Genomic DNA, 12,795 nt, shown 5'->3' with positions numbered 1-12,795 from the left:
AATATCTAAGCAAATCTCACGCCAAAAGTATATATTATTAAATAAAAAACGTAAATTTGGAGGCTCTAAATATTTGAAATTTTAGAGTAAAAATATTATTAACTACAAAATTTAACATGAAAAAAAAGTTATTTATTTTCTTATTAGGAATTTTCACTGTTTTTTCATCTTTTGCCCAACAAACAATTGTAAAGGGTAGTGTAAAAGATGCAATAACTGGAGAGCCAATTCCTGATGTGACAATTACAATTGAGGGAACCTCTTTAACAACTAAAACTGACGCTAATGGTGAGTTTAGTTTTACATCAAACCTACCTTTAGGCGAGCAAGTCCTAAACGTATCTAAAGATGGTTTCTTAACTGCTAGATATCCAATAGTAGTTAATGAAGGCAAAACAGTAGATATTACTGAAATGTCTTTAAAAGTTGATGTCTCAGATGATGCTGATTTATTTACAATCACTTTATCAGATGACGAATTAAATGATGATACAAGTGGTGCAGATAATATATCTGGATTATTATCGTCATCTCAAGATGTTTTTCAACGTACTGCAGCATTTGAATTTAGCTCATCTTTCTTTAGAGTTAGAGGACTAGATTCTGAAAATGGTACTGTACTTATGAATGGTATCGAAATGAACAAAACATTTAACGGAAGACCACAATGGAGTAATTGGGGAGGACTTAATGATGTAATGCGTAACCAAGAACTTACAACTGGAGTTGTACCTTCTGCTTATAATTTTGGTGGTATTTTAGGGTCTACAAACATAAACGTAAGAGCTTCAAAATACAGACAAGGTGGACGTATAACTTACTCTTCTTCTAATAGAAGTTATACAAATCGTTTAATGGCAACTTATAACTCTGGTGTTGTTGAAGGAGGATGGTCTTATGCACTATCTGTAGGAAGACGTTGGGGAGATGAAGGATACCAAGATGCAACTTTCTATGATGCAAATTCATTTTTTGCCTCTGTTGAAAAAAGAATAAATGACAAACATAGTATAAACTTTACAGGTGTTTATGCTCCTAATAGAAGAGGGAAGTCTTCTCCTAATACACAAGAAGTATACGATTTAAAAGGAATTAAGTATAATGAATATTGGGGGTATCATGATGGAGAAAAACGTAATTCTAGAGTTAAAAGAGTTGTAGAGCCAATAGTAATGGTTAATCATTACTGGGATATTTCAGATAAAACTAGTTTAAATACTAATGTTGGATATCAATTCGGTGAGTTAGGAAATAGTCGTATTGATTTTGCTGGAGGTTTAAACCCAAGTCCAGCATATTATCAAAAATTACCAAGTTACTTTTTAGCTGATACTGATGGACCTGATTATGAAGGTGCTTATATAGCTGAACAAGAATTTATAAATAATGGCCAAATTGACTGGAACGCTATTTATGATGCTAACTTAACAAATAACATAAGCGATACTAATGCAGCTTATGTTTTATATGAAGATAGAAGTGACGATAAGCAATTAACAATAAACTCAATATTAAATAGTGAATTAACTGAAAATATTACTATTACTGGAGGTGTTAATTACAAGAAACTTAAATCTGAAAACTTTGCTGAAATTATTGATTTATTAGGTAGTACAACAGGTTTATTAAATGTAGATGCTTTTGATGGATATCAGTTTAATTTACAAAATCCTGATTTTGTTGCTTTTGAAGGAGATAAATTTAGATACAATTATAATTTAGAAGCTAATGTAATGAGTGCCTTTGCTCAGGCACAGTTTAAATACAATAAAGTTGATTTTTATGCAGCTTTAAGTTATACTGACACGCAATACCAAAGAGATGGATTATTTCAACATGAAGCTTATCTAGGTAATTCTTATGGAAAAGGTGAAAAAATTAAATTTAATGGTGTTGGAGCTAAAGCAGGATTTACTTATAAGATTTCTGGAAAGCATTTATTAGATTTCAATGGTGCATATATTACTAAAGCACCATCTTTAAGAAATACATTTTCTAACTCAAGAGAAAATCATAATGTAGTTGGAGACTTAAGTGGAATTAATATTACTGAAGAAAAAATAACTACTGTTGATGCAAGTTATATTTACCGTTCTCCTATAGTAAAAGCTAGGTTAACTGGTTTTTATACAACTATTGAAGATGCTAATGATGTTTCATTTTATTATGCAGATGGTATTAGTGGAACAGGAATTAATGGACAAACTTTTACAGGTGAAAATGCTTTTGTTCAAGAAATATTACAAGGTGTGGATAAAAGACACTTTGGAGCAGAATTAGGTATTGAAGCACAAGTAACTCCAACTATTAAATTGAAAGGTGCTGCATCTATAGGACAATATACTTATGATAACAATCCAAACTTATTATTAACTTCTGATGATTTTGCATCAGTAGGTGGAGGAATTAATTTTGGAGAGGCTAATCTTAAAGATTATAAATTAGCTGGAGGTCCACAACGAGCAGCTTCTGTTGGATTTGAGTATAGAGACCCAGATTATTGGTGGTTCGGAGCAACAACAAACTTTTTCTCAAATGCTTATGTAGATGTAGCTCCAATATTAAGAACTGAGAATTTTTATACTGATCAAGATGGTTTACCATTTAATGATTATGATCCAAATATTGCTCGTGAATTATTAAAGCAAGAGAAGTTTGATAGCTATATGGTAGTAAATGCCATTGGAGGTAAGTCATGGAAAGTAGGTGATTACTTTATAGGTCTTTTTGCAAGTATCAACAATATTCTCGACAAACAATTTAAGTCTGGTGGATTTGAACAAAGTAGAAATTCTAACTATCGCGAACTTAGAGATGATGCTGCAAATCCTAAGCGAGTATTCGGATCAAAATATTGGTATGGTAGAGGAACTACATATTTCCTTAACTTAAACGTTAGATTTTAAAACAACTATGAAAAAAAATATAAATATTATGAAAACAAACAAATTATTAAATATAGTACTTGTTGCATTTGCTATGGTTGCAATGACAGCATGTGTACAAGACGACGATTTTACTGTTCCTAATAGTTTAGGAGATGAAGAGAATGCTGGCTTACAAGAAATTTTAACTGCTATTCAAAATGAAGAAATGGCTTTAGTTACTATTTCACAGTTAAAAGCTATGTATAATGGTCAAGTAACTTTAATTGAATCTGACATAGTTGTTAAAGGTTATGTTACTTCATCTGATGCTACAGGAAACTTTTACAAAGAGTTCTATATGCAGGATGCTCCAGAAAACCCTACAGCAGCAATAGGTGTTGTATTAAATTTAGCTGATAATTATAATAGATATAATAAAGGTAGAGAAGTTTATATTAAACTAAAAGGGTTGTTTTTAGGAGAAAATTCTTCTGAAGTATTAACTATTGGTGGTGCTGAAGATGGTGATGAAGTTGATGAAATTACTGCTAACATGATTCCAGATTTCTTATTCAGGTCTAATGTTACAGAAACTATTGTACCATTAACAGTAGGAATGTCTAGTGTAAATGACGCACACTTAGGCATGTTTGTACAGTTTGAAAATGCTCAATTTCCAGCAGGATTAGAAGGGCAAACATTTGTTGCTCCTTATGATGATTTTGATACACAGCGTGCTTTAGTAAGTTGTGATAATGGTGCTGAGTTTTTAATTGAAACAAGCTCATTCGCTAATTTTAACCAAATGCCATTACCAACTCAAGGTAGAGGTACAATTGCAGGTGTTATTTCTCAAAGTTATGGTGGAGATGATATTGTAATGTTACTTAATACTACTGATGATATTAGCTTTGATGGAAACCGTTGTGACCCTGTATTTGAAGAGACTTTCAGTTCTGCAACAGATAATACAGATTTAAATGTTGAAGGATGGTTAAATTATGCTGAAGATGGTAGTGAGTTATGGACTGAACAAGTTTATAGTGGTAATGGATATGCTGAGTTTTCTGCTTACCAATCTGGTGATAGTAACAATGTAGGTTGGTTAATTTCACCTGCTATTGATATGGATGCACAAGATGGTGAAATGTTAAATTTCCAAACTGAATATGCTTATCCTGATGCTGGTCATGATCCTTTAGAAGTTTTTGTTTCTACTGATTTTAATGGAACAACTGATGGTGTTGCTTCAGCAACTTGGATAGCTTTAACAGACGCAGTTATTGCACATCCAGATGTAACAGATGATTGGTTTACTTGGATTGATTCAGGTGCTATAGATCTTTCTAGTTATACTGGAAACTTATATATTGCATTTAAGTATACAGGAAGTGATACTTCGAACCAAAATGGGACAATCCATGTTGATAATGTAATTATTTCTATCCCAGAATAGATAAAATATAATTCAAATAAACTTGAAGCCGCATGAATTTTCATGCGGCTTTTTTTATTTTTACTCTATGACAATATCAGATCAATTATTTTTCACAGTTTTTAACGCTTATAAGGACAAATTAAAGCGTAAATCGAACACTTTAGCAGTGTTCTATATATTATTATTTGAAAGCTCTGTAATCCTATTATTAGGTGTATTCTTTGCTAAGTTTTTTAATCAAATGAAGGTTACAACAATGTCTTCAACTAAAGCTTGGGTATTATTTGGGCTTGTAGTCGTTATACTATATTTTAAAAACTGGATAAAGTATAGTGGCAAAAAGAGAAAGGTGTTAAATGCTAAATCCTTAAAAGTTAAAACAAAAACATATAGTATTTGGATAGTATGGCTTTTACCCATTGGAATAATAGCATTGGCATTAGTTTTACTTAATGCATTATAATAAAAAAAGCCTTAACTATAGTTAAGGCTTTTTAATGATTGGTTAGTTAGTTATATTGATTGTGAACTTTTATTAAGAGTTAGGATTACCACTAGTAATAATAAATTCAGATCTTCTATTCATTTGGTGATCTTCTTCAGAACAATTTCCACCACAATCTACTTTAGGAGCACTTTCTCCTTTTCCTTGACCTGTAATTCTGCTAGCATCAATTCCTTTAGAAATTACATACTGTACAGTAGTTTTAGCACGTCTGTCAGATAATCTTTCGTTATAAGAAGCAGATCCTCTACTATCAGTATGAGACTCAGCACTAATTACTAATTCAGGATATTTATTCATGATTTGAACTAATTTATCTAATTCAAAAGCAGCTTGAGCTGTAATGTTAGATTTGTCAAAGTCAAAGTAAATTGGATTTAAAACAATTTGCTCATTTTCAATAATTACTTCAATAGGATCTAAAGCAACAGCAACTTCAACTTCTTCTTCATTTGTTCCTTCAATATCTACACGCTTACTTTCGTAATCTGGCATTGTAACTTCCATTTGAGTATCTGTTTCACACTCAACAATAAATTCAACAAGTCCTTCAGCATTAGACATCTTAGAAGTAATCATGTTACCTTCACTATCATATAATGTAGCTGTAGCTCCACTTAAAGGTGCACCAGTTTTATTATCTGTAATTGTTCCAGCAATTAACACATCACATAAAGGTTGAAGTTTTTTAACTGCATAAATGTCATCACTTCCTTTTCCACCTTCTCTATTTGAAGAAACAAATCCTTCTCCAGCATCTTCATTGATACTAAAAGCAAAATCATCTGCATTACTGTTTACAGGAACACCAACATTTCTTACTGGAGCCATTTTCCCATCAATTTCTTTAGTATGGAATACATCTAACCCACCTAATCCTAAGTGACCGTTAGAAGAGAAGTATAAAGTACCATTACTACTTGAGTAAGGGAACATTTCTTGACCTTCAGTATTAATTTTTTGCCCTAAGTTAACTGGCTCACCAATTGTACCATCTTCATTGATATCTGCTTTATATATGTCATATAAACCATAACCACCTGGCATATCCGAAGCAAAGTATAATGTTTTACCATCTGCACTTACAGCAGGATTTTTAGCAGAGTAATTAGCGCTATTAACATGTAAAGGCTCTACTTGACTCCATCCATCTGATAATTTAGTTGTTTTATATAAGTTTAACTGACTTACTTTGTAGTTAGTAAGAGAATCTTTCTCGAAAATTCTGTCATAAAAACTTTCACGAGAGAAATACATTGTATTTCCATCAGGAGAAAAAGAAACTAAACCTTCATGGTATCTAGTATTAATCCTATTGCTAGCAAGAACAGCATTTTGGTAAGACCCATCCTCATTAGCAGTTAATTCATAAATGTCTAAATATGGTTGTTCATTCCATCCATAGTTTTTTCTAGCACTATTTCTAGCAGAAGTAATGTATAATTTACCATCTTGTAACGTTCCTCCAAAATCAGAAGTAGCAGAGTTAATATCCATGTTTTGAACATTAAACTTCTTACCTTTTTCTAAAATTTTAGGTAAGTAATTAGGGTTCTTTTTATAAGCAATCGCTCTTTCATCACCTGGACGCATAGATGCAAACTTGTCCATTTGTGTATTAGAAGCCTCATATTTACCATTAGCTTTAAGCATTTGTGAATACTTATAAATCATTTCTGGCTCTTCTGAAGTTTCTAATGCTTTAGCATACCATTTTTCAGCTTCAGTAGTGTTAAATACATTGTAGTAACACTCAGCCAATTGTGAATATACATAAGTATCAGCCTTACCATCAGATACTAAGTCTGCATAGTCTTTAGCAGCTTCAACAAATTCAAATCTTGCAAAATGTTTATCTGCTTTTTTTGTGTCTTTATTTTGAGCAGTTAAGCTTAAACTACTCATCATTACGATTGTAAATATTGTGATTAATTTTTTCATGATTTTTATAGCTTAACTAGATTAGAAATAACGAGGTGAACGTGAAACTTTTCTTGGGAAATTTAAATCAAAGTTGATGAAAACTTCATGCGATGCATTTGTAACAATGTCAAGTTCAGATTGTATAGCATCATAAGCATAACCAATTCTTAAATTAGGAGTAATCATAAAGTTTATCATTGCACTAAAAGAATCATCTAAGCGGTAACCTGCACCAACTTCTATTAAGTCGTACATAAATAAGTTTGCATTCAAGTCAAAACTTACAGGAGCATCGCTAGCATACTTTAATAAACCATGTGGTTTTAATTTAAAGTTTTCAGATAAATCAAATACATAACCTGCTGCTGCAAATAAATGCTGAGTTTCCGAACCTATTTCAGTATTACTAGCATCTAAGTGCACAGAGTTTAAAATGTTTGGCATAGATACAGAAACATAATATTTATTTGGCTGGTATAAATAAACTCCAGCACCAATATTAGGTGTTGTTTCATCAATATTTTGAGCAAAGAAAGGGTCACCTGCATCAATAAGATCTATTTGACCTTCCCAAATCCCAATATCATGGAATGTAAATCCACCTTTTAATCCAAATGCAAGTTTAGTTACATTTCCAACAGGAATGGTATAAGAGAAATCAACATAAGCATTAGTTTCTTTTACAGGTCCAATTTCGTCTGCAATTACAGAAAAACCTAGACCAACTTTTTCTCCAATAGGAGAATGTATAGCGAATGTATAAGTTTGAGGACCGCCATCTAAACCTACCCATTGGCTTCTATAAAGAGCACCAACTGCAAGTCCTTCGGTTGATCCAGCATATGCTGGATTAATTACATTCATATTATACATATATTGCGTGTATTGAGGGTCTTGTTGCGCATTTGCATTATATGCAAACAAGACTACAAATAGTATGATATATAATTTTTTCATTGTTTAGTTATTAGGTTTTATTAGTAATTTAAATATATCCAGCTTGTTATTGGTTCACGGTTCGAGTTAAAGTAAATTGTATAGAAATAAGTTCCAACAGGTAATAATTTACCGTCTTCATCAGTTCCACACCATTGATCTACATAACTATCAAACTCATAAACTTTTGTTCCGTAACGGTTAAATACTTCAGCTTTTCTAATGCCTTCTTTATCCGCTAAATGGTCTAAGATTAAACAGTCATTTAAACCGTCTACAGATCCAGGAGAAATACCTTGTGGTAAATCTAAACAGTTTGAGTTAACGTAGTATACTACATTTATGTCTGTTTCACCCATACATTGTGATAACTCATCTGTTATCATCACAGTAACTACTGCTTCAGATTCACCTGCAGCATGTACGTAAGTGTTATCGCTACTAGATTGCATTTCAACGCCTCCTATATACCAAGTGTAAGTTAAATCATCACTCAATGCTTCAGGATTAGCAGGGAAAGCTTCTAGTGTAACATCTTCGTTAATACATTTATCAACATTTGCATCAACTGCTTCAACAATTGGGTACGTACCTTCTATAACAGAAATTGTAGTGTTACCATAACAACCTCTTTCATCAATTGCAGTTACTATATAATCACCAAAGTCAGTAGAACCAGCAGGTAATGTATATGTGTTATCTGGACCAGACTGCACATCAGTATTATTATATGTCCAGTAATATGTCATAGTTTCTAATACTTCTGAGTTGTTTACAACTACTTCTAGTGTAACTTCTAAATCAGCACACCTTACTATTGTTTCCTGAACAGGTTCTGGTTCAGGGTTTTCATAAAACTCAACTAAAATTTCATCAGAAACTGCACAAGATAGGTTAGAATAAGAATATTCAACAGCATAAAAAGCAGTTTCAGTAACTTCTAAGAATTGAGTGTTTTCACCCTCTAATAATTCACCATCCATATACCAAGCAATATCTGCATTAGTTGGAGGATCACCAGAATCAAGAATGATAGCGTTACCTTCACAAGTTTCTTCACCTGATCCAAGTGTAATATCATCTCCTAGATCTGGTCTACCAATGTTAAAAGTACCTGCTCCAATAAATACAGCAGAATCATAAGCAGTATCAAGAGCATCAGCAATTACTAATTTAATATGATATATTTCATTAGGTACTACTGTAGCTTCTGCAGTCATAATTGTAGTATGACCTCTAAAATCTATAGGAGCATTAATAGGGTTTACACCACCATCTCCATAAAAGCTATCGAAGAATTCTGGATTTACAGATGGACAGTTACCGTTATATGTGTCATCTCTAACAGTGAAAACTGATACGGGATCTGTTGTTCCTGGTACTATAGCTAGATTTGTTGTTACTCCATTTGAATCGGTTAATAAGAAAGCAAAAGCATCTGAAAAACCACATTGGAATGTACCATATTCTTCAGCCGCGAATATAAAGTCAAAACTCATGTGTTCAATAATTGGTACAAAATCGAACTCAATAATTGATGCATTATTTGAATCTCCTGGATTTAGCGTTGGCACTGCATTTTCAAGATCAGTATCTCCAGGCCAAGCAAAACCACCATCACTTAACGTTTCATCTTCAGGTCCTGGAGCATTATTAATATCACCAGAAGTCATAATTAAACCAGCTTCAAAAGGCCATCCAGATCCGTTAGCTTCAAAATAACCAATTCCGTTTGTAGTACCAAAATCAGTACCTGTTGAATATGTAATATTTGAAATTTGAGGACAATCTGGGTTCTCGTTTGCTAATACATCTATAATTATTTGCTCAACAGTGTAATCTGTTTCACTTGTATAAATTGGAGGTGGAATAGTAAACACACAAAGGTCAAAAGTAATATTTTGTAGTGGATCAGTTGAAGAAGAGTAAACTCTTACAGTATATGTGTTACCAACTGTTAATCCATTAGCTATAATTGTAGGGTCACCAAAGAATGGGCTACAATCAATTTGTGTTAAGTTATTACAATCATCACCTTCATAAAGTACAAAAGCTAAACCTCCACCAACAATATTATTTAATGTTACAGCATGGTCAGTTGAAACTGCATCAAACTGGAACCATACATCATCATCATCAGCAGTATCATCACAACCATTAGCTTGAGAAGATCCTGTTGCTCCCCAAGTAGTACCTGAGGCAAATTCTGTACAAGTATCATCAGCATTAGCTACAAATGTTGTTGCGTTATCACATTCATCATTTGCAGGAGGTGTTGGAGGAGTCTCACAAGTAACATCTAATGTGTAATCACCAGTGCTTGATCCAAATCCAAATACATAAACTAAATATTCTGTTCCAGGGTTTGAAACAAATAACACTTCAGATTGTGCTCCACCACATGCTCCAAAGTTATCATCGTTACCTGTTACACAAGTTAAGTTATCACAATCACCTTCCCAAACTTGAATTTTAGTATCATAAGTTGAGTTACATAATGACATTGTTACAATATCACCAGTTCCTGTGAATGAATACCATACACCAGGAGCACCACCACCAGTACCACAAAAATCAGCTGGTTCGTCAACGTCAGAAGCAGCTACTGTACTACCAGAAACACTATCACCACAAGCAACAGGTAAAGCGGTTGTACATGTATCACCACAGAATGGAAGATTTATAGGATTACTTGAAATTATACAATTACTATCATCTGCATTCTCGATTGTTACAATAACATCAGTGCCATTAGGATAAGGTCCCATTGTAACAATACCAGTATTCGTTGCAGTAACTAAAGGAGATGCTTGGTTATCAGTTATATTTAAAGTTGTAGCAGTACCAAGATCAGTAATATCAACATCAATAAAGAATTGAGGAGCATTAGCACAATCTTCAATTAGTGTATAAGTTGCTACTGGGTTGTCACATGTAGCACAAGCTACTGTTACATCAATTGGAGTATATCCATTATCAGAACAGTTAATTACTCCATCTGAAGTTACTGTAAAAGAAATTGTATCACCAGTAGATTGATAGAATACACCAGCTAAATCACCAGCATTACCATAGAAGTTTACAGGTGTTAATTCTGTACCATCAGTATCGTAAACAATAAATTCATCCCAACCATCTTCAACTTGACCAGCATTAACTGTGAAATTTAAAGAAGAGCCATCAGTACTTGTAAAAGTAAAGACGTTGGTTTCATTATTTACATAACAATAATTCATGTTAGTTGGTCCTACAGCACAGTCTACATCATAATTTACCTGTATTGTAGTGCTAAAGTTTACAGGGCCAGCCCAAACACTATAATCACTACCACAGTTAGCTCTCACATAAATTTCATAATCTGTTGAGAAGTTTAAACCTGTTAAGTTAACACTAGGTGTGTTTACAACAGTTCCACTTCCAGTAGGTTCACCAGTTCCAGCAGGTTGAACTACATATTCCCATTCAGCCTCTCCATTATTTCCTGTCCAAGCTACATCGGCAGAAGTTCCAGTTACATTTGAAACAGTTATTCCACTAGGAGCAATACAAAAAGAACCACAAGATTCTACTCTTACATAATCAATAGACATATCACCCTCAAAACCAGTTCCAGCACCTCCATAACTAAATTCTATGTAAACTACCTGACCTAAATAAGCATCAAGGTTAATTCCAATTGGAACCCAAGCTTCATCATCAGTAGCTTGGAAGTCACCAATCCAAGTATACAAATTTGTGAATGGTCCAGCAGGGTCATTTGCTATTCCCACATTAAGAGTTCCCATGTCAGCTCCAAAAGCATGCATATAAAAAGAAAGTTCCGCTCCATCCACTGCTGCTGATAAATCAATAGCAGGTGATATTGCTGAAGCAATCGTTGAAGAATCTCCTGATGCTTCATATTCTAGGTGCATTCCTCCATTAAAAGAGGCATTAGGTCCTGTACCCCCTGAGTTAGCATTTCCAGCTGTAATATCCCAATCACCATTTCCTCCAGTAAAAGTTGTACCTGTCCAACCAGCAGCTGGATCAGTTTCAAAATCTTCAGTAAATATAAATGAAGATGTTCCACTAGCACAAGTAACACCATTAGGTGGTGGTGGTGGAACGTTTGTTGTATTAAAGTTGATTGGACCTACCCAACTACTTTGACCATCAGTTAAACAGTCTGCTAAAATATATATTTCATAAGAAGTAGAAGGTGTTAATGATCCAACAGTATAAGGGTTAGTTGTTATTGCAGTTCCTGGACCAGTTGGTACACCTGTACCTTGAGGTTGAACTACTATCTCCCAATTTGTTTCTGTATTACCAGCTGTCCAGCTAATATCTAATGAAGTATCAGTGATATTGTTAAGAGTAATTGCCGTTGGGTCAGGACAAGTAACTTCAAAAATACTTACAGTATCAAACGCTACACCATCATCTTGAACAGAACCATCAGAACCAAAAGCTACTCTAAAAATTACATTAGATTGACCTCCAAGACCAGTTAAAGAATGTCTTGCAAAAACCCAACCGCCTGAGCCGTTGCTTGATGATTCTCTACCAGACCAACCTTCTTGTTGACCTCCAGGGTTTCCATTAATTGAGTTATCAGTATACCAATTGTTTGGATCTCCAACAGCTCCAACATTTTGCCATGAAGCTCCAGAGTCAATTGAAGATTGAAGTACCATTCCATCCCAACTAAATTCACTATTCCACCAAACTGCAAGTTCGATAGAAGGTGTAACTAAAGATGATAAATCAAAAACAGGGCTAGTAACCCATGAATTTTCATTAGCATTATAAGTTCCTGTTAAGTTTGTGGCCCATGCATTGGTTCCAGAGTCGGCACCAATAATAGTTGTTCCAGCAGGATCACCAAGAGCCCAAGTACCATTAGTTGTGTTGTCTGCAACCCAGCCACCATCACCAGATTCGAAATCTTCGACATATGGGAATGAAGTAATCTGAGCATCAATTTGCCATGTCACTATTGATAGTAGCAGAGCAAATAAAAGAGTAATTTTTTTCATTTGTATCGATTAAGTTAGTTAACTAAAATTATTTTCTAAATTGAAGATAAACAATAGGCTTACCAATATAGAAAAAAAGAATTTTAAGAGTCCGTTAACAAAATT

General features: G+C 33.7%; 6 protein-coding genes. 3 read left to right on the top strand and 3 right to left on the bottom strand.

The features are described from left to right. Positions 1-116: 116 nt before the first annotated feature. From ACLII3_RS05240 to ACLII3_RS05230, 3 genes are all read left to right on the top strand, one after another. Positions 117-2,906, top strand: coding sequence for a carboxypeptidase regulatory-like domain-containing protein (locus ACLII3_RS05240; protein ID WP_412987053.1), 2,790 nt, complete (start codon positions 117-119; stop codon positions 2,904-2,906). A gap of 28 nt (positions 2,907-2,934) precedes the next feature. Further along, entirely contained in the window at positions 2,935-4,323 is a 1,389-nt protein-coding gene (locus ACLII3_RS05235) for a DUF5689 domain-containing protein (RefSeq protein ID WP_412987051.1), read from the top strand. Positions 4,324-4,390: 67 nt separating this feature from the next. Continuing rightward, positions 4,391-4,768 carry a hypothetical protein gene (locus tag ACLII3_RS05230; protein WP_412987049.1) on the top strand — a complete coding sequence of 126 codons (378 nt, stop codon included), beginning with the start codon at positions 4,391-4,393 and terminating at the stop codon, positions 4,766-4,768. Positions 4,769-4,840: 72 nt separating this feature from the next. On the opposite strand, the gene ACLII3_RS05225 is transcribed toward ACLII3_RS05230, so the two are convergent. From ACLII3_RS05225 to ACLII3_RS05215, 3 genes are read right to left on the bottom strand one after another with little or no spacing between them, the layout of a single operon-like run. Then, on the bottom strand, positions 4,841-6,751 hold the full coding sequence (locus ACLII3_RS05225) for an OmpA family protein (RefSeq protein WP_412987047.1): 1,911 nt from the start codon (positions 6,749-6,751) through the stop codon (positions 4,841-4,843). Positions 6,752-6,772: 21 nt separating this feature from the next. After that, complete coding sequence (locus tag ACLII3_RS05220) at positions 6,773-7,690, bottom strand: type IX secretion system membrane protein PorP/SprF (protein WP_412987045.1); 918 nt, start codon at positions 7,688-7,690, stop codon at positions 6,773-6,775. Between the two features lie 20 nt (positions 7,691-7,710). Beyond that, on the bottom strand, positions 7,711-12,690 hold the full coding sequence (locus tag ACLII3_RS05215) for a choice-of-anchor L domain-containing protein (RefSeq protein WP_412987044.1): 4,980 nt from the start codon (positions 12,688-12,690) through the stop codon (positions 7,711-7,713). Positions 12,691-12,795: the final 105 nt, after the last annotated feature.

The organism is Pontimicrobium sp. IMCC45349, assembly GCF_047219225.1.
GTDB lineage: Bacteria > Bacteroidota > Bacteroidia > Flavobacteriales > Flavobacteriaceae > IMCC45349.
The sequence above is the reverse complement of the archived record's forward strand: the minus strand, read 5'-3'. Positions and strand labels throughout refer to the sequence as shown.

Coding starts and splice junctions, on each gene's coding strand:
- ACLII3_RS05240 (WP_412987053.1), top strand. CDS start 117: ATGAAAAAAAAGTTATTTATTTTCTTATTAGGAATTTTCACTGTTTTT.
- ACLII3_RS05235 (WP_412987051.1), top strand. CDS start 2,935: ATGAAAACAAACAAATTATTAAATATAGTACTTGTTGCATTTGCTATG.
- ACLII3_RS05230 (WP_412987049.1), top strand. CDS start 4,391: ATGACAATATCAGATCAATTATTTTTCACAGTTTTTAACGCTTATAAG.
- ACLII3_RS05225 (WP_412987047.1), bottom strand. CDS start 6,751: ATGAAAAAATTAATCACAATATTTACAATCGTAATGATGAGTAGTTTA.
- ACLII3_RS05220 (WP_412987045.1), bottom strand. CDS start 7,690: ATGAAAAAATTATATATCATACTATTTGTAGTCTTGTTTGCATATAAT.
- ACLII3_RS05215 (WP_412987044.1), bottom strand. CDS start 12,690: ATGAAAAAAATTACTCTTTTATTTGCTCTGCTACTATCAATAGTGACA.